Genomic DNA, 22,437 nt, shown 5'->3' on the forward strand with positions numbered 1-22,437 from the left:
GGAATGCCACCTTTTCTCGACCTGCTGGCGGTGTCCCCGGAGCTGCTCGCGCTCGGCGAGCCGACGCACGGTGAGTCCGCCTTCCTCCAGCTCCGCAACGAGGCCTTTCTGTCGCTCGCGGAGCACGGTTACCGCTCGATCGCCGTGGAGAGCGACCGGACGGCCGGGCTGATCGCCGACGACTTCGTGCAGGGCGTCGCCGCCGTGACACTCGACCGGGCGCTCGCCGAAGGGTTCAGCCACGGATTCGGGGCGGCCCCGGCCAACCGCGACCTCCTGCTACGGATGCGGGAGTGGAACGCCGGACGGCCGGTCGCCGAGCGCCTGACGTTCCACGGCTTCGACGCCCCGGTGGAGTTGGAGAGCGCCCCGAGCCCGCGTCGCCACCTCACCCAGGTCTGCCAGTTCCTGGACCTGGACCGGACTGCCGAGATCGACGACCTGATCGGGGACGAGGTGCGGTGGAGTGACACGGCCGCGATCTGGAAACCCGGCAGATCGGTCGGGCGCTCGACCGACGCCCAGCGACTGCGGGTGCTCGCCGACGACCTGCTGACCGAGCTGTACCTGCGGGCGCCGTGGAAGTCAGCGGGCTGGCCGGCGGCGTTCGTGCACGCCACGGCCGCTGTCGCGTTGCTGCGTTACCACGCCGCGGCCGCCGCACCACTGGCCCAGGAGGAACGCTTCGCCCGCCTGGCCGCGGTCCGGGACGCGCTGATGGCCGAGAACCTGCTCGCGATCCGATCGGCCGAGGCACACCGAGGGCCCACACTGGTCTTCGCGCACAACACGCACCTCCAGCGTCACCTGAGCACGATGACGCTGGCCGACACGGAGGTGACCTGGGCCGGCGCCGGCGCCATCATCGCGTCGCTGCTGGGCGACCGGTACGCGGTGATCGCCGGCAGCCTCGGCGCGAGCCCGGCGCTCGGCATCGGGCCCCCCGCCGCCTCGACCTACGAGGGCCGACTCCAGCAGGAGACCAGCCTTCCCCGGTACCTGCCGACGTCCGACATCACGGCGGCCGAGCAGCGGACCCACGACTACCGCTACTTCCCGCTGGACCAGGCCACCATCGAACACGCCGACGCGGTCCTGCACGTCCCGACCGGTGTCGACACGGCAGTGCTCGCCGATCGGATCGCCGCACTGCCCGGCGTCGAGCAGGTCGTGGCGAGCGAGGAGAACGGATCACCCGAAGCGGCCTGGGGCGACCGGTTCTTCTTCGTCGGCTCGGACCGCCGCCAGCCGTTCGCCACCATCGTCGAGCACGACGTGCCCGGCTTCGACGAGGCCGCACAGCTTGACCGCCCCGGCGTCTTCCGCCTCAACCTGGACCTCGGCCGGGCCGAGTTCGAGCGGCTGTTCGGCTTCCCGCCCAAGGCGTTCGAGGAGCACCGGCACGAGTTCGACTTCGCCCGACTGGGCACCCTCGTGCCGCACCCGGGCTACGCACAGTACGGCTTCGCCAGCGTCGTCATGCCCGGTCCGCAACTGCTGCCCGAGATCGACCGGCTACTCGCGATCGCGTACCGCCGAGCGGTCGACCGCCACGAACGCGCAGCGCGCCGGGCAATCCGCCCGCAATCCGGAGCCTGACCACGCCCTACGTGGTCAGGCGGCTGCCTCGGGCTCGCGCAGGTCCAGCCAGTCGGCCCAGCGGGGGTCGGGGGCGCGGTGGCCCAGCACCCGCCAGGCGGTGCCCTTCGGCGGGGCCGGCAACGCGTGCAACCGCCATCCCATCTCGGCCGGGGTCTTGTCGCCCTTGGTGTGGTTGCACCGGGCACACGCGGCGACCACGTTCTCCCAGGCGTGCCGGCCACCCCGGCTGCGCGGAAAGACGTGGTCGATGGTCTCGGCCGGGCCCCGGCAGTAGGCGCACCGCCACCCGTCCCGGGCGAAGATCGCCCGGCGGGACAGCCCGACATGCGTCCGGTACGGCACCCGGACGAAGCGCGTCAGCCGGACCACGGAGGGCACCGGGAGTGCGTCCCGGGCGCTGTGCAGGATGCCGTCACCGTCGGCGACGCAGACGGCCTTGGCGGAGAGGACGAGGATCGCGGCGCGACGCACCGACACGACACACAGCGGCTCGTAGGTGGCGTTGAGGACCAACGCGCCGGAGCCCACCGTGGGTCGTATGTCAGGCATCGCGCTCACCCTCCCGGTTCAGCGGCTGCTGGGGACCGCCGCCGACCGGGGCCGGGCACAGGGGCCCACACGGTCGACGCCGGGCCGATCACCGACGTCCGTTGCGCCAATAGTCCCTGATCGGACCCCGGATTGCACGTACTAATCTCTCTTCTGGTAAGCGGATCACCCACGCCGGGACGGGCAACTGCTCCGGCCTGGGCGGACGCTGGCCTGTGACACCCCCGCCGCCGGTCTCACCGGTCCCGGACCGGCGCCGGCCGCCGGATCGACCCCGGTCTCACCAGCCACCTCGGTTACGACGCTTCGCTGCTCAGCCTCGACCGATCGGCCAGCACGTCCAGCAGCCATCGGCTCCTATGGTCACGGGCATGATCGACAAGCTTGCCGCCGCCACCGTGCGCCATCGGCACGTCGTCCTGGCACTTGGGCTTCTCCTGGTCGGCGTGAACGCCGCAGCCTCGGGGCCCGCGTCCATCGTGGGGCAGCGCCTGTTGATCCTCGGCTCCCTGGCGGCCCTGATCCTGGCGATCGTCGTCATGGGGGTCCGCCCGGCCTGTCTCGTGGTGCAGCCGCAGATCCCGGCGTTCGCCACACCCGGGCCCGCCTGGACGGTGTTCTTCGCCCTGGGCTACCTCGGGCCCGCGTCCACCCGTATCGACGCACTGGCGCGCTCGACCAGACAGGGCACGCTGTCGGCGTTCGACGTGGTCTTCGATGTCCTCTGGGTCGGCCTGGCCGCGCTGGTGGTGGCGTGGGCGTGGCGGGGTCACGGTGTGCGGCTGCACCCGTACGGGGTACGGCTGACCTGGGCGCTGGGCTCGCGCACCGTGCCGTGGGAGGCCCTGCTGGTCCCGCAGATCCCCTCGGCCGCCGACCGCCGGCTGTGGCTGGGAATGAGGATCACGGAACCCCAACTGGTTCGGCGGCGCGGCATTCCGCAGAGCCGGGGGGCGACGCGGAGGGACAACATCGACGCTGGATTTCTCGCTGCGGTGATCGGGCACTACGTCGCCCACCCCGAACACCGGGCGGCGATCGGTAGTGAGGCCGAGTACGCACGACTCCTTGCCGCGTTGCCCGGGAGAGGGTGAGCATCCTGCCCTCGACGGTAGGTCACCCGGCCGGTGGGTCGGCGGCGGGCGCTCGGGTCCCTTGCGGTACGAAGACATAGTGAGTGCCGCCAGCGTGACGCCCCTAGCCCTGTCCGACGCCGTCTCGGTGAGCTGCCAGGGCAGCACCTCCTGCGAGTGGATCTACCGGATCACCGGGTCGTCCTGGTTCGCCGAGGGAAGCTACTGGATCCTGCTCAAACCGCTTCGGGTGCTGCTGATCCTGGCACTGGCGATGGTGGCCCGCTGGGCGCTGCACCGGACGATCAACCGGTTGGTTCGGACGACCACCGACGGTGCGGTGCCGACGATGCTGCGGCCGCTGCGCGAGCGGGTGCCCACCGCCGCGGTCGACCCGGCCGAGTTCGTGCCGGAGCGACGGAGGCAGCGGGCCGAGGCGATCGGGTCGGTGCTGCGCAGCCTGACCACCGCGTTCGTCTTCGGCATCGCGCTGCTGATGATCCTGCGCGAGTTCAGCTTCGACCTGGCTCCGCTGCTGGCCAGCGCGGGGATCGCCGGCGTCGCGCTGGGCTTCGGCGCGCAGAGCCTGGTGAAGGACCTGATCGCCGGCCTCTTCATGCTGATCGAGGACCAGTACGGCGTGGGTGACAACGTCGACCTGGGCGAGGCGATGGGCGTGGTCGAGTCGGTCGGCCTGCGGGTCACCACGGTGCGCGACGGCCGCGGCGTGCTCTGGTACATCCGCAACGGCGAGATCATCCGGGTGGGCAACAAGAGCCAGGGTTGGGCTCTCGTGGTGGTGGACCTGCCCATCGGTTTCAACAGCACCGAGGAGGCCACGGCGGTGCTACGGACCGCCGCCGCCTCGATCGCCATGGACCCGGAGCTGTCACCCGAGATCGTGGAGGCGCCCGAGGTGCTGGGTGTCGAGCAGGTGACGGTGGACGGCGCGGTCATCCGCACCGTGGTGAAGACCACCGCGGACGGGCAGTTCGCGGTGGGGCGGGAACTGCGTCGACGTCTCGCCGAGGCGCTGGAGAATTCGGGGATCACCGCGCAGATCGCTGCGACCCGCATCTATCCCGGTCTGTCGACCCGGCCGTTGCCCGAGGGTGAGACCGGTCAGGGCGGCGCCACCTGAAACGGCCGACACTGTCCGGCAATTCAGGGGTCGCGAGCCGGCCGGCCCCTCGGGTATCGTCCGTTCGTTCAGTCGGGGAGGCGACGAACGGCCCGTTCGACCTAGCTAGTTGTCAGACGATCGGGCAGAATCCGGAACACGCGTTCACACCAAAGCGTGATCACATCCTCGCTGATCCGTAGATCTGACGAGCGCTTCCGGCCGGGCTGCCACGAGCGGCCGAGCCGGGGCCGATGGAGGCGACGGTGCCTGACGAGCGACCTTCCGCGGAAGGCCCCGCCACATTCCGCGAAGTCTTCGGCCAGCACGAGTTCCGGGCTGTGTTCGTGGCCGGCGCTCTCTCCTGGGTCGGCGACTACGTCGCGAAGGCCGCCGTCACCCTGCTCGTCTATCAGCAGACCCGGTCCGTCGCGCTCTCCGCGGCCGCCTTCGCGGTCAGCTTCCTGCCCTGGCTGCTCGGCGGTCCCGTGCTCGCCGCACTCGCGGAGCGGTACCCGTTCCGACGGGTGATGGTGGCGTGCGACATCATCCGGATGGCGCTGATGCTGCTCATCGCCATTCCGGGCCTGCCGTACCAGGCGGTGCTGGTGCTCATCTTCGCCGCCACGCTGGCCAACCCGCCGAGCCAGGCGGCGAAGTCCGCGCTGATCCCGCAGTTGCTCACCGGGGACCGACTGGTGCTGGGGCTGTCGCTGAACAGCAGCGTCGGGCAGGCCGCCCAGGTCGTGGGGTACGTCTTCGGCGCCGCTGTCGCCGCCGTCGACCCGGAGGCGGCGCTGCTGTTCAACGCGGCCACGTTCGGTCTCTCGGCGCTGCTGGTTCGCCTCGGTGTGCGCCACCGCCCGGCGGTCATCAACCCGGAGCACCGCAGCCACCTGCTGCAGGAGACCCGCCAGGGGTTCGGCATCGTGTTCCGCACACCGGTGCTGCGGGCCATCGCGGTGCTGGTGTTCAGTTCGATGCTCTTCTCGATCGTTCCCGAAGGTCTGGCCGCAGCCTGGGCCAACGACGAGAGCCGTGGCGCGGTGAGCGCTGGCACCGCACAAGCAGCGATCATGGTGGCCAACCCGATCGGCTTCATCCTCGGTGGGTTGCTGGTGAGTCGCCTGTTCGGGCCGGCTCGCCGACTGAAGCTGATGCGGCCGCTCGCGGTGCTCGCCCCGTTGGTGCTCGTACCGGTGCTGCTCGACCCCCCGCCGCTGGTGGTCGCGCTGCTCGCCGCGCTCTGCGGTTTCGCAGTCGCCGGCATGATGCCGATGGCCAACGGGTTGTTCGTCCAGGCGCTGCCCAACGGCTTTCGAGCCCGCGCCTTCGGGGTGATGGCCACCGGCATACAGGTCATCCAGGGCCTCGCGGTGCTGGTCACCGGGATGCTCGCCGAACGGTTCCCCATTCCGATCGTGGTGGGGGTCTGGAGTGCAGCCGGGGTGGTGCTGATGGCGGTGGCCACGCTGCGGTGGCCGGACCGGCAGACGGTGGACGACGCGATCACCGCCGCCGCCTTGGCCAACGCCGCTCCGCCGCCCTCCGGGCCCGGCGGCCCGGCCAGCGACCGCCCGGTGGAAGACACGTCCGACCCGCATGCCGGTGACGGCCACCGCCGGCACGCGGTGACCTGACCGTCGAACCGACCTCCACCATGGCGGGCCGGGTGCCCGATATTCGGGGTTGTCGACCCGGCGTGATCCGACGCACGCCGTGCGGGTCGGGTCGGCACCGGACACACCTGGCAGGATGGAACGGTGACTTCCGCAGGTGATTCCGACCGTCCCGGTGCGTCGATGACCCTCTTCGAAGCGGTCGGCGGCGAACCCACCTTCCGCAAGCTGGTCGACGAGTTCTACGCCGGCGTCGCCACCGACCCCCTGCTGCGACCCATGTACCCGGAGGAGGACCTGGGCCCGGCCGCGGACCGGATGACCCTGTTCCTGATGCAGTACTGGGGCGGGCCGAACACCTACTCCGCTCAGCGCGGGCACCCGCGGCTGCGGATGCGCCACGCGCCGTTCCGGATCGGCGCGGCCGAACGGGACGCCTGGCTGCGGAACATGCGCCGCGCCGTGGACCGGCTCGACCTTGAGCCGGAGATCGCCGGCACCCTCTGGGACTACCTGGAGCGGGCCGCGTACTTCATGGTCAACGTCGAGGACGACCCGGCCAACGGCGGCTGACCCACCCCACCCGGAGCGGCGTCAGAGCAGCGCGCCCTCGTCGTGCAGCCAGTCCACGAAGCTGGTGGCGACCGCCGCGCCGCAGTCGAGCATCTCGACCAGGAGCGCGTCGTGAGTGCCGGCGCCCAGGGGCACCTGAAGCTCGGCGTAGATCGGTAGCTGACCGCGCTCGGTCGGGTCACCGATGTACGCCTTGCAGAACCGGCGGGTGTGGTTCCACTCGTTGACCACCCGGTACGCCCGGTCGGCCCAGTCCGGCGGGACCGTGGCGTGCGGACGTGCCCGCATGACCAGGATCTCGTCCTCCGGCCCTTCGAGGGTGACCAGCACCGCGTGCCGCTCCCACATCGCCAGCAGGTTGCCGTCGCCGTCGGCCAGGTAACGCACGTCGAGCAGATCGAGCGCGTCACAGACCCGGCGCAGACTCACCGGCTCGACGGTGGCGGGCATCTCGGTCAGCACGGGCCGCTCGTTGGACGGGCAGTCGTCCCCCGGCTGGCGAGGGCTGGGCGGCCCGATCCGGACCGCGCTATCGACTGTGATCCCGCTTCGGGTTTCCGGATCGCCGCCGTCGGCGGGACCGGGGCGCCATGACCACCACGGCATCGCTCGCGCACCTCACTCCCCAGCGGATCCAGTCGCCTACGGTGCGTTGGATCCGAGGATGGACGGTACCCGGACAGCCGGGTTGAAGCACCCCCCCAACGACCGCCCCTGACCAGAAGAATGATCCGGGGTCATCCGTTCGGACGAGCGCTCAGGGGTGTCACGGCAAGATCCGTGGCCTTCTGCAACCAAGCCGCTCCGTGCGGTCCCACCAGGCCGACCCAACGACCGGCCACCCGCACCTGAACGGCGTCCCCGCCCTCGCCGGCCGCCGAGCCGTCGGCGGCGCCGAGGAAGCCCATCCGGACCACCCCCTGCACCAGCCGCTGCGGCACCTCGACCGGCGCGGCGGGCGTCCCGTCCGGGGTGATCAGCACCGCCACGTGGTCGAGCAACGCGTCACGCAGGGCCCGCTGGCCCACGGCACGGCCGGCCACACCCTGCTCGCTCGCCGTCCGCAGGGTGCCCGCCGCCGCGTCGGCGATCCGTCGCAACTCGGCAACGGGCAGCGCCTCCACCTGGTGGCTCCACGCCGGCGGCAGCGGCCACCGCCACTGGGCGTCCCGGCGGGTCGGCAGCTTCGTGCCGCCCCGCTCCAGCTCGGCGAGCAACTCCGCGGCTGCCACCGTGACGTCCTCCGCGACGCCGTCGGCCGGCCCACCGGCAACTGTGCGGACCACCAGGACCTGCCACGGCAGCCGGGCCCACAGGGCGACCCGGCCCGGTGCGCCGGCCGGCCGCAGCCGGACCGGCGCGACCGGATCCAACCGGACCAGCCGGGCCAGGAAGGCGCCCGCGTCCGCCACCCCGGCGACACCGTGGGTGGACGCCGCCGTCCGGCCCGGCTCGGCGGTGCCCGGCCGGGTCACGCCGCGCCGCCCTGCGGCGCGTACGTGAGCAGGAAGTCCCGTTCCTCGGTGGTGATCCGCCGGGGCACCTGACGGGTCAGGTCGAACGGCACCAGCACCGAGCGGGCCCGACTGGCCAGCACCTCGCCGTCGTACAGCTCGTAGGCGACGGTGAACCGGGAGGCCCGGATCTCCTCCACCCACAGCTCGATCCGCACTGTGGGTGCCGCCTCCGCGGTGGCCCGGCCGAGCGCGTAGTCGACCGGGCGCAGGTAGTCGACCTCGTGCCGGCGGATCACCACCCCGTCGGCGAACGAGCCGACGCCCCAGGCCCGGCCGCCGGCGAACATCAACGCCACCCGCGCCTCCTCGTACAGGGTGAGGAAGCGCGAGTTGTTGACGTGGCCGTACGCGTCCAGGTCGGACCAGCGCAGGGTGCAGTGGTAGACGAAGCGGTCAGACACCTTCTCGGCCGGTCAGTCGCGGGTCAGCTTGCGGTAGGTCACCCGGTGCGGCCGGGCGGCCTCCGCGCCGAGGCGGTCGACCTTGTTCTTCTCGTACGCCTCGAAGTTGCCCTCGAACCAGAACCACCGGGAGGGGTCCTGGTCGTCGCCCTCCCAGGCCAGGATGTGCGTGGCGACGCGGTCCAGGAACATCCGGTCGTGCGAGATGACCACGGCGCAGCCGGGGAACTCCAGCAGCGCGTTCTCCAGGCTGGACAGCGTCTCCACGTCCAGGTCGTTCGTCGGCTCGTCGAGCAGGATGACGTTGCCGCCGATCTTCAGGGTCAGCGCCAGGTTGAGCCGGTTGCGCTCACCGCCGGAGAGCACCTTCGTCGGCTTCTGCTGGTCCGGGCCCTTGAAGCCGAACGCGGCGATGTACGCCCGCGACGGCATCTCGACCTTGCCCACCATCAGGTAGTCCAGCCCGTCGGAGACGACCTCCCAGACGGTCTTGTCGCCGTTGAGGCCCTCACGGTTCTGGTCGACGTACGACAGCGAGACGGTGGGGCCGACCCGGACCTCGCCACCGGTCGGCTCCTCCAGCCCGACGATGGTCTTGAACAGGGTGGTCTTGCCGACGCCGTTGGGGCCGATGATGCCGACGATGCCGTTGCGCGGCAGCGAGAACGACAGGTTGTCGATCAGCAGCCGGTCGCCGAAGCCCTTGCTGAGGTTGACCGCCTCGATCACCGTGCTGCCCAGGCGCGGGCCCGGCGGGATCTGGATCTCCTCGAAGTCGAGCTTGCGGGTCTTCTCCGCCTCGTTGGCCATCTCGTCGTACCGGTCCAGGCGGGCCTTGGACTTGGTCTGCCGGGCCTTGGCGTTGGAGCGGACCCACTCCAGTTCCTCGGTGAGGCGCTTCTTCATCTTGGCGTCGCGGCGGCCCTCGACGGCCAGCCGGGCGGCCTTCTTCTCCAGGTAGGTGGAGTAGTTGCCCTCGTACCCGATCGCCCGGCCGCGGTCCAGCTCCAGGATCCAGCCGGCCACGTTGTCGAGGAAGTACCGGTCGTGGGTGATCGCCATGACGGTGCCGGCGTACTTCGCCAGGTGCTGCTCCAACCAGGAGACGCTCTCCGCGTCCAGGTGGTTGGTGGGCTCGTCGAGCAGCAGCAGGTCGGGCGCCTCCAGCAGCAGCTTGCAGAGCGCGACCCGGCGACGCTCACCACCGGAGAGCTGGGTCACGTCGGCGTCCGGCGGCGGGCAGCGCAGCGCGTCCATGGCCAGTTCGAGCTTGGAGTCGACGTCCCAGGCGTCGAGGTGGTCAAGCTCCTCCTGGAGCTTGCCCATCTCCTCCATCAGCTCGTCGGAGTAGTCGGTGGCCATCTGCTCGGCGATCTTGTTGAACCGCTCCAGCTTGGCCTTGGTCTCGGCGACCGCCTCCTCGACGTTGCCGAGCACGGTCTTGGCCTCGTTGAGCGGGGGCTCCTGGGCGAGCATGCCGACGGTGTAGCCGGGCATGAGTCGGGCCTCGCCGTTGCTCGGCTTGTCCAGCCCTGCCATGATCTTGAGGAGGCTGGACTTACCGGCGCCGTTCGGACCGAGCACACCGATCTTGGCCCCCGGCAGGAAGCTCAACGTGACGTTGTCGAGCACGACCTTGTCGCCGTGCGCCTTGCGCGCCTTTTCCAGAACGTAGATGTACTGGGCCACGGTGCGGGCTACCTCCGTCGGTTGCTGTCACTGATCGGCGGCGCGGCGCGGGCTTCGAGGACCGCCCGCCGCCGCCGGCCGGGAGCCGGCCGCGCGCACGCCATCGTCAATCCTGACAGGTACGGCGCGCTTCGCCCACATCACCCCGCCCCAGGAGTACGCGGGCGCGCCGTGTTGCCGCTCGGCAGCCCGCTTTTTATCGTGACTCGATGTCTACCGAGTTCGTCATCGAGCTTCCGGACGAGCTGGCCGACCGGCTGGCCGAGGAACCGGACATATCGGCCTTTGTCGCGGACTGCGTACGAAAGGACATGGCCGCCGAGCGCATCCTGCGCACACTCCGGCAGGCGGGCTTCGCGCTCTCTCCGGCTCACCTGAAGCGGGCCGGGCGGGTGTTGAACGCGGCGCTGGAACAGATCACACCCGAACTGGGTGCTCTCGTCGCAGGACCCGGAGCGGGCAGGCCGGATGAACCGGCGGCCACTCCTGGCAGATCGGCATTCGTGTTGGACACTCCGGCGCTGCTGGCCTTCGCCGGTGGCGATGAGGATGTCGCCGCCAGAATCGCGGTGGCCTCTGATCGCCGACTGACGGTGGTCATCCCGGCGGGATGCCTGGCCAGCGCCTACCGACACATTCCTCAGGAAGGGTGGTGGGTGCTGGACCTCCTTGCAGCTCTGCGTCCGACGCAGGTCATGGCCCTGACTGCGGACTGCTCGGCTGCGCTGGGCCTGTGGCTGCGGAGTGTGCCGGCCGTGGACCTGGCCCAGGCTGCGATGGAGGCGGCTCGGGGGATCACACCGATCATGACGGATCGGCGGGAGTTGCTCGGCGAGGTGCTGCCGAAGGAATGGCCGATCATCGACCTCTGACCCGCGGGCTGTCGACAAGATCACCTCTAGGATTCGGTAGCACCGAGGCGGGTAGGAGACTCCGGCACGGGGCACAAGACGCCGCAGCTACGCTCAGTACGCTCATCGCGGTGGACCCGTCAGTACCCGGAGGTGGCCGATCGTGACCGTCCGTAGCTCCTTTGTCGTAGTGGCGAACCGTCTGCCGGTCGACGAGGTGAGCACACCCGAGGGCCGGCAGTGGCGACGCAGCCCTGGCGGGCTGGTCACCGCGCTGCATCCCGTACTCGCCGAACACAAGGGCACCTGGGTCGGCTGGGCCGGTGGCACCGGCGCGGCCCCCGAGCCGTTCGACCTGGAGGGGATCCGGCTGCACCCGGTCCCGCTCAGCGCCGAGGAGTTGGAGCGCTACTACGAGGGCCAGTCCAACGCGACGATCTGGCCGCTCTACCACGACGCGGTGGAGACGCCGGCCTACAAGCGCCGGTGGCGGGAGGCGTACCGCCTGGTCAACGCCCGGTTCGCGGAGGCCGCAGCCGACGTGGCGGCCGAGGGCGCGACGGTCTGGGTGCAGGACTACCAGCTCCAGTTGGTGCCGGCGATGCTCCGTGAGCTCCGCCCAGACCTGCGGATCGGGTTCTTCCTGCACATCCCGTTCCCGCCGATCGAGCTGTTCATGCAGATGCCGTTCCGTACCGAGATCCTGCGCGGTCTGCTCGGCGCCGACCTGGTCGGTTTCCAGCAGCGGCTGGCCGCGCAGAACTTCGTCCGGCTGGCCCGGCACCTGCTCGGGCTGCGCTACGAGGGGCAGATGATCCAGGTCGACGGTCGGCAGGTGAAGGCGGGCGCCTTCCCCATCTCGATCGACACCCAGGAGATGGAGCGGATGGCCGCCGATCCGGCGATCCAGGCGCGGGCCAAGCAGATTCGCGCCGAGTTGGGCGACCCGAAGACGATAATCCTGGGCGTGGACCGGCTGGATTACACCAAGGGCATCGAGTTGCGGCTCAAGGCCTTCCGGGAGCTGCTGGCTGACGGAAAGTTGACAGTTCCCGACGCGGTCATGGTTCAGGTCGCCACACCCAGCCGCGAGCGCGTGGAGCACTACCAGGCACTACGGGTGAAGGTGGAGCGCGAGGTCGGTCGGATCAACGGCGAGTTCGGCAGGGTCGGCGTGCCGGCGGTCCATTACCTCCATCAGTCGTACAGTCGCAGTGAGCTGGCGGCGATGTACGTTGCTGCCGACGTGATGATGGTGACCCCGCTGCGAGACGGAATGAACCTCGTGGCGAAGGAATACGTAGCATCACGTGCCGACCAGGGTGGTGCGCTCGTACTCAGTGAGTTCGCCGGCGCCGCCACCGAGCTTCGCCAGGCATTTTTGTGTAACCCGCACGACCCGGACGCGGTCAAGGACGCCCTCCTCCGGGCAGTGCACGTGGAGAAAACCGAGGCACGCCGCCGGATGCGGACAATGCAACGTCACCTGCGTACCCACGACGTGGGCCACTGGGCCAAGTCTTTCCTCTCGGAGCTCGGAGTTCCCGAGGCGGAGGCCGAGTGAACACGCCCGTCAACGATGGGGCGGCAATCGCCACCGGGGTCATGGACCCTGAGTTGCGTTCCGCCATCGGCCGGATCGCCCGGGTCCCCCAGCTCCTGGTCGCTTGCGACTATGACGGCACGCTGGCGCCGATCGTGGAGGACCCGAGCACGGCCGTCCCGCTGCCCGAGTCGGTGGCCGCGGTCCGCGCGCTCGCCGCGCTGCCGCAGACCACCGTGGCGGTGGTTTCCGGTCGGGCGCTGCGCGACCTGGCCGCGCTCTCGCGGCTGCCCAGCGAGGTGCACCTCGTCGGCAGCCACGGCTCCGAGTTCGACATCGGCTTCGTCGAGCGGCTCTCCCCCGAGCTGGTCGCCGTGCGGACCCAGGTCCGCAACGCGCTGCGTGAGATCGCCGCCCAGCACCCGGGCATCCGGCTGGAACGCAAACCGGCGAGCGTCGCGATGCACACCCGTGGGGTCGACCCGCAGATCGCCGCCGCCGCCATCGAGGCGGTCCGCAACGGTCCGGCCACCTTCGACGGCGTCACGGTGACCCAGGGCAAGGAGGTCATCGAACTCTCCGTGGTGGCCACCCACAAGGGCACCGCACTCGACCAGTTGCGGACCCAGCTCGCCTCCAGCGCGGTGCTGTTCATCGGCGACGACGTCACCGACGAGAACGGGTTCGCCCACCTGCACGGTCCCGACCTCGGCATCAAGATCGGCCCCGGCGACACCCAGGCCAGCTACCGCGTGGCCGACCCGCTGGAAGCCGCCCGCGCGCTGGCGCTGCTGCTGGAGACCCGGCGCCACTGGCTGTTCGGTGAGCGGGCGGTGCCGATCGAACGGCACTCCATGCTGGCCAACGGTCGTACCGTCGCTCTGCTCACCCCCGAGGCCAAGGTGAGCTGGCTCTGCCACCCCAAGCCGGATTCGGCGGCGATCTTCGCCGACCTGGTCGGTGGCAGCCCGGCCGGCCACTTCAGCATCACCCCGGACCGTGGCGGCATCCCGCTGGGCCAGCGCTACCGCTCCGGCACGATGACCGTGGAGACCCGCTGGTCCGGGCTCACCGTCACCGACTGGCTGGACAAGCCGGCCCGGGAGACCACCCCGGACGACAGCCCGGCGGTCATCACCGGCGACTCGACGCTGGTGCGGGTGCTGACCGGCAGTGGCAAGGTCAAGGTGGAGTTCGCGCCGAGGCCCGAGTTCGGTCAGGTCGCCGTGCAGTTGCAGCCGCTCGGCGACGGCCTGCTGGTACTCGGCTCCAACGAACCGGTCGCGCTCTACGCCCCCGGCGTGGAGTGGGAGGTCGGCAACGACGGCGGTTACGAGACCGCCAAGGCCATCGTCGACCTGTCCGCCGCCGGTGGCCAGGTCGTGCTGGAGCTGCGCTTCGGCACGCACAGCCTGGAGCACCACCGGGTGCCGATCCACGAGCGGCAGGCCGCCGCCGAGCAGCCGTGGAAGGACTGGGTGGCCTCGCTGCGGCTGCCGTCCACCGCCCGGGACCTGGTCGCGCGCAGCGCCCTCACCCTGCGCGGGCTCTGCCACGAAGCCACCGGCTCGATCCTGGCCGCGGCGACCACCTCGCTCCCCGAGGAGCTGGGCGGCGTCCGCAACTGGGACTACCGCTACTGCTGGCTGCGCGACGCCGCGCTGACCGCCCGCGCACTTGTCGACCTGGGCTCCGTCGAGGAGGCCGAGGCGCTGCTGCGCTGGGTGGACGGCTGCATCGAGCGCACCGGCGGGCACCCGGAGCGACTGCATCCGCTCTACACCATCGACGGCTACGAGCTGGGCGCCGAGGCGGTCATCGACACGCTGCCCGGGTACGCCGGCTCCCGGCCGGTCCGGGTCGGCAACCTCGCCAACCACCAGTTGCAGCTGGACGTCTTCGGCCCGATCGCCGACCTGATCGCGGCCGTCGCCGACGCTCGCGGTTCGGTCCGCGACGACGAGTGGCGGGTCCTGGAGAACATGGTCGAGGCGGTCCGCCGCCGCTGGCACGAGCCCGACCACGGCATCTGGGAGGCCCGGCTGCCACCCCGGCACCACGTCTTCTCCAAGGTGATGTGCTGGATGACGGTCGACCGCGCGCTGCACGTGATGCGCGAGCACGGCGGCGAGGACCGGCCCGAGTGGAAGGACCTGCGCGATCGGATCGGCGCCAACGTGCTGGAGCACGGCTGGCATTCCGACGTCGAGGCGTACAGCGTCGCGTACGGCGACGAGGACATGGACGCCTCGTCGCTCTGGATCGGCCTCTCCGGCCTGCTCCCGGGCGACGACCCGCGCTTCCTGTCCACCGTCCTGCGGATCGAGGCGGACCTGCGCAGCGGCCCGGTCGTCTACCGCTACCACTGGGACGACGGCCTGCCCGGCCGTGAGGGCGGTTTCCACATCTGCACGGCGTGGCTGATCGAGGCGTACCTGCGCACCGGCCGCCGCACCGACGCCGAGGAGCTGTTCGCGCAGATGGTGCTGACCGCCGGCCCGACCGGGCTGCTCCCCGAGCAGTACGACCCGCTCGCCGAGCGCGGCCTGGGCAACCACCCGCAGGCGTACAGCCACCTCGGTCTGATCCGTTGTGCCCTGCTGCTGGACAACATGCTCAAGCAGTAGTCGACCGCTCGTTCGACGGGGCCGGAGCGCATGCTCCGGCCCCGTCAGTCAGTGCGGGTACGGCAGGCTCGGTTGCCACCCGTACAGGTGGGCGTCGAGGTCGGTGGGCACCGTCCAGTGCACGTACGGCAGCACCGCGTTGCTGCCGGTGTGAATCAGGCGCAGTAGTGGGGCGTCGCCGGTGTGGTCGAGCGCGAGCTTCGGTTTACGGGCCGCGCCGACACCGCCGAGGCCGAACAGGACAACCGAGTCCTGGACCGGAAGCCCCTGTGCCTGTCGGGCGTCACGCCAAACCCGGTACGCCGCGTCCAGCCGCCAGGGCGCGAGGTCGGCGAGACCGCGGTACAGGTTCGCCACCCAGGTCGGGGTGAGTTCGGCGTCGGAGAGCCGGGACGGCACCCCGGTCAGCAACGCGTCGAGCTCCGGATCCGTCTCCACCCCGGCGTTGGTCAGCGCCTCGGGCAACGCGCCACGGCGGACGGCCGCGACCGCAGGGGCGGCCTGCTCGACCCGATCGACCTGCCAGCGAAGCCCTGCCGGGGTGTTCGCCGCTCGGCGGTCCCACAGCCAGCGGGCGTTGTCCCAGCGGTGCCGCTGGTTGGCCGGGATCAGGTCGTCGATGCCGATGACCAACTCCTCGCCCTCGACCCGTGCGGTGAGCCACCGGCTGCGCAGGTGCGGCCGCTGCTCGCCGTAGCCGACCAGTGCGACCACCGCGGACCGCAGGTAGGCGCCGGTGTTCCCGCGCGGGAAGTGCCAGCACAACGCGGACGCATCGAGGGCGTCGAGGTCGGCGGCGGCCTCGTCCGACACCACGCCGACCCGGACCGGTGGCGATGCCGCGCTGGCCTGGCGATGGTCGAACTGCCGACGGGCCCGGCGCTGCCGTGTCCCGGCCCGCTCGACCGACGGGCTGACCGAGTACGCCGCCTTCTTCCCGGCCCACCGCAGCACCTCCGCCCCGACCGCCTGCGGGTCACCGAAGAGTCGGAACGCCAGCAGCTCGGGCTCGTCGGATCCGTCATCCTCGGTCACCTGCAGCTCGTACACCAGGTCGCCGGGCGAGTCCAGGTCGTAGGCGGTGTGCGGGTCACGGCCGAACTCGTTGCCGACGAGCGAGTCGCCGGCCTGCCGACGAAAGCCACGGACCACCGTGACGAGGACGGCCCAGGAGCCGTCCGCGTCCGTGCACCGCAGAGTCCGGATCGGAGCATCGCGCCATTGCGAGGGGACGTCCTCGAAGCTGGTGCTCAGGCCGGGGCTTCCGCATTGCAGTGCGACAGGTGTGAGCAGTTCCGTTCGCCACGTCTCGTGAGGATCCTTCACGGTGAGCATGGTCGACATTGTGTCGACAGCCACCGACAACCGCCGCAGCTGGCAATCTTGGACAGTTTCCGTTAGCGCGTAACGGAAACTGTCCAAGATCTACCGCGTCAGTGCCCTCCGATGCCCGGGTCCACCGCCGGACGAGTCGCCGCCGCGTTCGGTCGGCTGTCAGCCGTCGAGCGCGCCCACCACGTCGCCCACCACGACGACGGCGGGCGGGCGTAGGTCGGCCGCACGTAGGTCGGCCGCGACCTCGCCCAGCGTGGACCGCAGGACCCGTTGGGTGCCGGTGGTGGCTTCCTGGACGACGGCGGCCGGCGTCTGCGGCGACCGACCGTGGGCGATCAGGGTGGCCGTGATGGCGGCGAGGTTCTTCAACCCCATCAGGATCACCAGGGTGCCGTGCAGACCGGCGAGGGCGTCCCAGCGCACCAGCGAAGCCGGCGCGTCGGGTGCCAGGTGCCCGGAGACCACAGTGAACTCGTGCGCCACCCCCCGATGGGTGACCGGGATGCCGGCCGCGGCCGGTGCGGCGATCGAACTGGTCACCCCGGGCACCACTGTCACCGGCACGCCGGCGGCCGCGCAGGCCAGCAACTCCTCGCCGCCGCGGCCGAAGACGTACGGGTCACCGCCCTTGAGCCGCACCACGAACGCGCCGGCCAGGGCCCGGTCGACCAGGATCTGATTGATCTCCTCCTGGGCCCGGGACGGGCCGTAGGGGATCTTCGAGGCGTCCACCAGCTCGACGTCCGGGCGCAGCTCGTCGAGGAGCAGCCCGGGCACCAGCCGGTCGGCGACCACCACGTCGGCCTCGGTGAGCAGCCGCCAACCCTTCACGGTGATCAGTTCCGGGTCTCCCGGCCCGGCCCCGACCAGCGCCACCCGCCCGGCCTGCCGTCCACCGGTCGTCCCTGTGGAAGCGTCGGGCCGGCCAGCGATCCCGTCCGGTGCCAGACGGACGGCGAGCAGGTCGCGGATGGCGTCGCGGACGGTCATCGCCCGGCGCGGGTCGCCGCCGCCGAGCACCGCCACGGTGACCGGGCCGTGCCGGGTCACCGCCGGGGTCCAGGCGGTGGCGGCCGTCCGGTCGTCGGCCCGGACGCAGAAGATCCGCCGCTCGGCGGCGACGGCGCTCACCGAGGCCGCCGCTATCGGGTCGTCGACCGCTACCTGGACCAGCCAGGCGCCGTCCAGGTCCTCGGGCACGAACCGACGCGGCACCCAGTGCAGCCGACCCGCGTCGGCCCGGGCGCGCAGCGCCGGAGTCAGCTCCGGGGCCACCAGCAGGACGTCCGCACCGGCGTCCAGCAGCGCCGGTACGCGCCGGGTGGCGACCGCGCCACCACCCACCACGACCACCCGCCGCCCGTGCAGCCGCAAACCCAGGGGGTACGGATTGGAGGTCACGCCGCACCACCGAGGCGGACGGCTCGTTCGCTGCGCGTGCTCACTTTTCGGCCACCCCGGCGGAGTCGAAGGTGGCCACCTCGTGCAGCACCCGGACCGCGCCGGTGACCACGGGCAACGCCAGCAGCGCGCCGGTGCCCTCGCCGAGGCGCAACCCCAGGTCGATCAGCGGGTCGAGGCCGAGGTGGCGCAGCGCGACAGTGGCACCGGGCTCGGCCGAGCGGTGGCCGGCGACCATGGCGCCGACCGCCGCCGGGGCGAACGCGGCGGCGGCGAGCGCGGCCGAGACCGCGATCACGCCGTCCAGCAGCACCGGCGTGCGGCGCGCTGCGGCGCCCAGAATCAGCCCGGCCAGGGCGGCGTGCTCCAGACCACCGACGGCGGCCAGCACCCCCAGCGGGTCGGCCGGGTCGGGGGTGTGCCGGGCCAGCGCGGCCCGCACCACCGCCACCTTGTGCGCGTACGTCGGGTCGTCGACGCCGGTGCCCCGACCGGTGGTGTCGAGCGGGTCGGCGCCGGTGAACGCGGCGATCAGCACGGCGGCCGGGGTGGTGTTGCCGATGCCCATGTCACCGGTGAGCAGGATGCCGGCACCGGCGTCGATCAGCTCGTCGGCGATCCGGATGCCGGTCTGCACCGCCGCCAGCGCCTCGTCCCGGGTCAGCGCGGCGGTCATGGTGAGGTCGCGGGTGCCCCGGCGGACGGACGCGACAACCAGCCGGGGCACGGCCGGGTCGAGCACGGCCGGGTCGGCGGCCGGGTCGGCAGCCGGTTCGGCGGACAGCGGGGTGGCCACGCCGACGTCGACCACTGTGACCGAGGCGCCGGCCTGCCGGGCGAACGCGTTGACCACCGCTCCACCGGCCAGGAAATTGCCGATCATCTGCGCGGTGACCTCCTGCGGCCAGGGGCTGACCCCCTGGGCGTGCACCCCGTGGTCGCCGGCGAAGATCGCCACCGCGGCCGGCTCGGGCAGCGGTGGTGGGCAGACTCCGGCCAGGCCGGCGAGGCGTACCGAAAGCTCCTCCAGCGCGCCCAGCGATCCCGCCGGCTTGGTCAGCCGGCCCTGCAGCTCCCGGGCCGCGGCCATGGCCGCTTCGTCCGCCGCGCGGATCGCCGCGATCGTGGTCTCCAACATCATGCCTCCATGGTCTCGCGCAGCACGTCGATGAACGCGTCGGTGGTGTTTCGGTCGCGTACCGCCACCCGCAGCCAGTCCGGGCCGAGGCCGGGGAACGTGTCGCCTCGGCGCACCGCCCAGCCGCGCTCGCGCAGGGCGGCCCGGATCGCTGTCGCGCCCGGCAGGTGCAGCAGGACGAACGCGCTGGCGGGACGGCCGACGACGCGTACACCGGGCAGTTCGGCGAGGCGCGCGACCAGGTGCTCGCGGTCAGCGGCGAGGTCGGCGGCGATCGCGCGTTCGGCCTGGACCGCGACGGCGCTGGCGCAGGCCGACGCGGCCGCCAGCGCGGGCGTGGAGACGGCCCAGAGCGGCTGGACGGCGGCCAGCCGGGACAGCAGCTCGGCGGCGCCGAGCAGGTAGCCGATCCGCAGGCCGGCCAGGCCCCATGTCTTGGTGAGGCTGCGCACCACGAGCAGGCCGGGCAGGTCGCGGCGTTCGGCCAGCGACTCCGGTTCGCCAGGGTGCCCGGAGGCGATGGTGGTGTCGGCGAACGCCTCGTCGACCACCAGCACCCGGCCGGGCCGGGCCAGCGCGGCCACCGTCCGGGCGGGGTGCAGCACCGAGGTCGGGTTCGTCGGGTTGCCGATCATCACGAGGTCGGCGTCGGCGGGCACCCGGGACGGGTCGAGCCGGAAGTCGTCTGCGGCGTCGAGCAGCACCCGCTCGACCGGGTGTCCGGCGGCCCGCAGCGCCGCCTCCGGCTCGGTGAACTGAGGGTGCACCACCACGGGGCGGTGCACGCCGCGCAGCGCCTGGGCGATCAGCACGAAACCCTCGGCGGCGCCGGCGGTGAGCAGCACCTCGTTCGGGTGACGGCGGTGTCGGGCGGCGACCGCCGCCCGGGCCGGCGCCGGGTCCGGATACCGGGCCAGGTCGGTCAGGGTCGCGGCGATCGGGTCGGCCAGCCAGGCGGGAGGCCGCGCCCGACGGACGTTGACGGCGAGGTCGATCAGGCCGGGGGTCGCCTCCGCGTCGCCGTGGTGGGCGAGGTCCGGCTCGACCCCGGTGGGTGGGGCGACAGCGCTCGGCTGATCAGACATGTCCGCGATCCTGCCGGGAAGGCGGCCGGTGGGACAGTCGATCTCAGCGTAAGCCGCGTCACCACTCGCCGGTTTAAGAGTTCTTCTCATGTACGAATCGGAAATGTCATAACTTGACCAGGTGAGCAACCGACCCCTTGCTGCCGCTGGTCGTCTCGTCCCTCTCCTCCGCGCCGGACTGATCGCCGGAATCGTGATCGCCGCCGCCGCCTATCCACTGGTCGCCCTCACCGGGCTCGGCGCGAAAGCCACCGCGCACGCCGTGGACCAGAAGACCCGGGTGCTGAAGACCGCCCTGCCCGCCGAGACCTCGTACGTCTACGGCCCGGACGGCAAGACCGTGCTGACCATGTTCTACGAGGAGTACCGGCAGTACACCAAGCTGTCGGACATGTCGCCGAACATCCAGCAGGCGATCGTGGCCGCCGAGGACTCCCGCTTCTACCAGCACCACGGCGTCGACCCGAAGGGCGTGGCCCGGGCCTTCGTCTCCAACGCCCGCTCCGGCGGCTCCCAGGGCGCCTCGACGCTGACCATGCAGTACGTCCGGATGGCCCTGCGGGACAGCGCGACCACGCCCAAGGAGGTCCAGGAAGCCACCCAGCAGACCAGCATTCGCAAGGTCAAGGAAATGCGGATGGCGCTGGACCTGGAGAAGGAGATGAGCAAGGAACAGATCATGGAGCGCTACCTGAACTCGGCGTACTTCGGACACCGGGCGTACGGCATCTACGCGGCCAGCGAGATCTTCTTCTCCAAGACCCCGAAGGACCTCACCCCGGTCGAGGCCGCCACCCTCGCCGGACTGGTCAAGTCCCCCTCCGAGTACGACCCGGCCGACTCCGACCAGAAGGAGGCCACCGGGCGGCGCAACTACGTGCTGGACCGGATGAGCCAACTCGGCTACCTCTCCCCCGACTCGGCCGCCGCCGCCAAGTCCGAGCCGATCCGGCTCAAGCTGACCACCCCACCGCACGACTGCGCAGCGGTGGCGGAGAAGTACAACAGCTGGGGCTTCGCCTGCGACTACCTGAAGAACTGGTGGAGCGCGCAGCCCGCGTTCGGGGCGAACCGGCTGGAACGGATGGACAACCTGCGCCGGGGCGGCTACCGGATCGTGCTCAGCCTCGACCCGAAGGTCCAGGAGGCGGCGGAGAAGAGCGTCGGCGCCAAGGAAGCCACCGGCAGCCCGTTCGCCAACGGCATCGTGGTCTCCGAGCCGGGCACCGGGCGGGTGAAGGCCATGGCGGTGAACCGGACGTACTCGCTGGACCTGGCCGACAACCCGCAGAGCTCCAACCCCGAGGCCGGGCCGAAGGTGAAGGCCAACTACCCGAACACTGTGGCACCGCTGCTCGGCGGCGGTGACCTGGCCGGCTACCAGGCTGGGTCGACGTTCAAGATGTTCCCGATGTTGGCCGCGTTGGACTCGGGGATGACCCTCTCCACCTCGTTCAACGCGCCGTACCGCTACAAGTCGGCCGTGTACGACGGCTGGGCGCCCTCCAACGCCAGCGGCGCCATGACCGGCCAGCAGACCATGTGGTCCGGCTTCGGCAAATCGGTCAACACGTACTTCGTGTGGCTGGAGGAGAAGGTCGGCGCGGACCGGGCGGTCCGGTTGGCCGAACAGCTCGGGCTGCGGTGGCGCACCGACGTCGACCGGGAACAGGCGTCCCCGGCCAAGGCGAAGAAGTGGGGTGCGTTCACCCTGGGCGTCTCCGACGCCACCCCGCTGGAGATGGCGAACGCGTACGCCGCCATCGCGGCCGACGGCCGCTACTGCGAGGCCATCCCGGTGCAAGCGATCATGAACCGGGACGGCACGCCCGCCACGTACGCCACCCCGGGCGGTCTGCACCGCGAGGTGGCCAAGCCGCGCTGCCGGCAGGTGGTGAGCGCGGATGCCGCGCGGGCGGCCACCGACGCGGCCCGCTGCCCGACCGGAGACACCCCGGCGCGCGGCAGCTGCGGCGGCTGGTCCACCGCCGACAGCGTGCGGGGCACCGTCGGACGCCCGGTGGCCGGCAAGACCGGTACGACCGACAGCACCCGGTCGGCCTGGTTCGTGGGCTACACCCCGGAGTTGGCCGCGGCGAGCTTCATCTCCGACCCGGACAACCCGTTCAACGCGGTCGGTGACGGGCAGTCCCAGATCCCGATCAAGGCGGTCTCGGAGACCCTGCGCGACGGCCTGAAGGGCACCCCGACCCGCCAGTTCACCCCACCGTCGGACGCCATCGTCGGCTGACCGGCGCGAGAGTCAGCGCAGGTCGGCGGGGCTCGGCGGGAGCCGGCGCGGCTCAGCGCAGGT

The 22,437-nt window shown here is 71.4% G+C and carries 18 protein-coding genes; 9 read left to right on the plus strand and 9 right to left on the minus strand.

The genetic code is table 11. The features are described 5' to 3' along the window. Window positions 1–3: 3 nt before the first annotated feature. Window positions 4–1,599 (plus strand): DUF6194 family protein, encoded by a 1,596-nt coding sequence (locus GA0070561_RS24155; RefSeq protein ID WP_091405470.1) that lies wholly within the window; start codon window positions 4–6, stop codon window positions 1,597–1,599. Window positions 1,600–1,614: 15 nt separating this feature from the next. Here the strand turns inward: GA0070561_RS24155 and GA0070561_RS24160 are convergent, their stop codons facing one another. After that, window positions 1,615–2,151 carry an HNH endonuclease gene (locus GA0070561_RS24160; RefSeq protein ID WP_030488239.1) on the minus strand — a complete coding sequence of 179 codons (537 nt, stop codon included), beginning with the start codon at window positions 2,149–2,151 and terminating at the stop codon, window positions 1,615–1,617. A gap of 371 nt (window positions 2,152–2,522) precedes the next feature. On the opposite strand from GA0070561_RS24160, the gene GA0070561_RS24165 reads away from it, so the two are divergent. The 4 genes from GA0070561_RS24165 (at window position 2,523) to GA0070561_RS24180 (ending at window position 6,536) form a co-directional block, all read left to right on the plus strand. Next, window positions 2,523–3,245 (plus strand): hypothetical protein, encoded by a 723-nt coding sequence (locus GA0070561_RS24165; protein ID WP_141710448.1) that lies wholly within the window; start codon window positions 2,523–2,525, stop codon window positions 3,243–3,245. 61 nt (window positions 3,246–3,306) lie between these two features. Continuing rightward, window positions 3,307–4,365, plus strand: coding sequence for a mechanosensitive ion channel family protein (locus GA0070561_RS24170; RefSeq protein WP_091405477.1), 1,059 nt, complete (start codon window positions 3,307–3,309; stop codon window positions 4,363–4,365). 233 nt (window positions 4,366–4,598) lie between these two features. Beyond that, on the plus strand, window positions 4,599–5,984 hold the full coding sequence (locus GA0070561_RS24175; protein ID WP_091405479.1) for an MFS transporter: 1,386 nt from the start codon (window positions 4,599–4,601) through the stop codon (window positions 5,982–5,984). Between the two features lie 123 nt (window positions 5,985–6,107). Further along, complete coding sequence (locus GA0070561_RS24180; protein WP_091405482.1) at window positions 6,108–6,536, plus strand: globin; 429 nt, start codon at window positions 6,108–6,110, stop codon at window positions 6,534–6,536. Between the two features lie 21 nt (window positions 6,537–6,557). Here the strand turns inward: GA0070561_RS24180 and GA0070561_RS24185 are convergent, their stop codons facing one another. The 4 genes from GA0070561_RS24185 to ettA all read right to left on the minus strand — a co-directional run bounded on the left by GA0070561_RS24185 (window position 6,558) and on the right by ettA (window position 10,143). Continuing rightward, window positions 6,558–7,142, minus strand: a complete 585-nt coding sequence (locus GA0070561_RS24185) for a type III secretion system chaperone family protein (protein WP_030333460.1) — start codon at window positions 7,140–7,142, stop codon at window positions 6,558–6,560. Window positions 7,143–7,273: 131 nt separating this feature from the next. Beyond that, the gene (locus tag GA0070561_RS24190; protein WP_091405486.1) at window positions 7,274–8,011 is read right to left on the minus strand and encodes a DUF8185 domain-containing protein; all 738 of its coding nucleotides are present in this window, start codon (window positions 8,009–8,011) and stop codon (window positions 7,274–7,276) included. Beyond that, entirely contained in the window at window positions 8,008–8,454 is a 447-nt protein-coding gene (locus GA0070561_RS24195) for an acyl-CoA thioesterase (RefSeq protein WP_091405490.1), read from the minus strand. Before GA0070561_RS24195 ends, GA0070561_RS24190 begins: the two co-directional genes overlap by 4 nt. A gap of 12 nt (window positions 8,455–8,466) precedes the next feature. Beyond that, window positions 8,467–10,143: an energy-dependent translational throttle protein EttA gene (ettA, locus tag GA0070561_RS24200; protein ID WP_091405493.1), complete on the minus strand. Its 1,677-nt coding sequence runs from the start codon at window positions 10,141–10,143 to the stop codon at window positions 8,467–8,469. A gap of 209 nt (window positions 10,144–10,352) precedes the next feature. On the opposite strand from ettA, the gene GA0070561_RS24205 reads away from it, so the two are divergent. From GA0070561_RS24205 to otsB, 3 genes are all read left to right on the plus strand, one after another. After that, window positions 10,353–11,015 (plus strand): hypothetical protein, encoded by a 663-nt coding sequence (locus GA0070561_RS24205; protein WP_091405496.1) that lies wholly within the window; start codon window positions 10,353–10,355, stop codon window positions 11,013–11,015. Between the two features lie 142 nt (window positions 11,016–11,157). Next, window positions 11,158–12,558: an alpha,alpha-trehalose-phosphate synthase (UDP-forming) gene (locus GA0070561_RS24210; RefSeq protein ID WP_030333449.1), complete on the plus strand. Its 1,401-nt coding sequence runs from the start codon at window positions 11,158–11,160 to the stop codon at window positions 12,556–12,558. A gap of 41 nt (window positions 12,559–12,599) precedes the next feature. After that, a complete protein-coding gene (gene otsB / locus GA0070561_RS24215; RefSeq protein ID WP_091406443.1) occupies window positions 12,600–15,164 on the plus strand; it encodes a trehalose-phosphatase in 2,565 nt (854 codons plus the stop codon). A 48-nt stretch (window positions 15,165–15,212) separates the two neighbouring features. Here the strand turns inward: otsB and GA0070561_RS24220 are convergent, their stop codons facing one another. The 4 genes from GA0070561_RS24220 to cobC all read right to left on the minus strand — a co-directional run bounded on the left by GA0070561_RS24220 (window position 15,213) and on the right by cobC (window position 20,123). Further along, window positions 15,213–16,499, minus strand: a complete 1,287-nt coding sequence (locus GA0070561_RS24220; RefSeq protein WP_141710449.1) for a hypothetical protein — start codon at window positions 16,497–16,499, stop codon at window positions 15,213–15,215. Window positions 16,500–16,658: 159 nt separating this feature from the next. Continuing rightward, complete coding sequence (gene cobA, locus GA0070561_RS24225) at window positions 16,659–17,900, minus strand: uroporphyrinogen-III C-methyltransferase (protein WP_091405503.1); 1,242 nt, start codon at window positions 17,898–17,900, stop codon at window positions 16,659–16,661. 40 nt (window positions 17,901–17,940) lie between these two features. Further along, window positions 17,941–19,038 (minus strand): nicotinate-nucleotide--dimethylbenzimidazole phosphoribosyltransferase, encoded by a 1,098-nt coding sequence (cobT, locus tag GA0070561_RS24230; protein WP_091405507.1) that lies wholly within the window; start codon window positions 19,036–19,038, stop codon window positions 17,941–17,943. Then, window positions 19,038–20,123 (minus strand): Rv2231c family histidinol phosphate aminotransferase CobC, encoded by a 1,086-nt coding sequence (gene cobC, locus GA0070561_RS24235; RefSeq protein ID WP_091405510.1) that lies wholly within the window; start codon window positions 20,121–20,123, stop codon window positions 19,038–19,040. The genes cobT and cobC overlap by 1 nt, the downstream gene beginning before the upstream one ends. Window positions 20,124–20,244: 121 nt before the next feature. Between cobC and GA0070561_RS24240 the strand changes: the two genes are divergently transcribed. After that, window positions 20,245–22,374: a transglycosylase domain-containing protein gene (locus GA0070561_RS24240; RefSeq protein ID WP_091405512.1), complete on the plus strand. Its 2,130-nt coding sequence runs from the start codon at window positions 20,245–20,247 to the stop codon at window positions 22,372–22,374. Window positions 22,375–22,437: the final 63 nt, after the last annotated feature.

This window comes from Micromonospora saelicesensis (assembly GCF_900091575.1).
In the GTDB taxonomy this organism is placed as follows: domain Bacteria; phylum Actinomycetota; class Actinomycetes; order Mycobacteriales; family Micromonosporaceae; genus Micromonospora; species Micromonospora saelicesensis.

Bases quoted from the DNA above. Each gene is read 5' to 3' on its own strand.
- GA0070561_RS24155 (WP_091405470.1), top strand. From the start codon at position 4: ATGCCACCTTTTCTCGACCTGCTGGCGGTGTCCCCGGAGCTGCTCGCG.
- GA0070561_RS24160 (WP_030488239.1), bottom strand. From the start codon at position 2,151: ATGCCTGACATACGACCCACGGTGGGCTCCGGCGCGTTGGTCCTCAAC.
- GA0070561_RS24165 (WP_141710448.1), top strand. From the start codon at position 2,523: ATGATCGACAAGCTTGCCGCCGCCACCGTGCGCCATCGGCACGTCGTC.
- GA0070561_RS24175 (WP_091405479.1), top strand. From the start codon at position 4,599: ATGGAGGCGACGGTGCCTGACGAGCGACCTTCCGCGGAAGGCCCCGCC.
- GA0070561_RS24185 (WP_030333460.1), bottom strand. From the start codon at position 7,142: ATGCCGTGGTGGTCATGGCGCCCCGGTCCCGCCGACGGCGGCGATCCG.
- GA0070561_RS24205 (WP_091405496.1), top strand. From the start codon at position 10,353: ATGTCTACCGAGTTCGTCATCGAGCTTCCGGACGAGCTGGCCGACCGG.
- otsB (WP_091406443.1), top strand. From the start codon at position 12,600: ATGGACCCTGAGTTGCGTTCCGCCATCGGCCGGATCGCCCGGGTCCCC.
- GA0070561_RS24220 (WP_141710449.1), bottom strand. From the start codon at position 16,499: ATGCTCACCGTGAAGGATCCTCACGAGACGTGGCGAACGGAACTGCTC.
- cobT (WP_091405507.1), bottom strand. From the start codon at position 19,038: ATGTTGGAGACCACGATCGCGGCGATCCGCGCGGCGGACGAAGCGGCC.
- cobC (WP_091405510.1), bottom strand. From the start codon at position 20,123: ATGTCTGATCAGCCGAGCGCTGTCGCCCCACCCACCGGGGTCGAGCCG.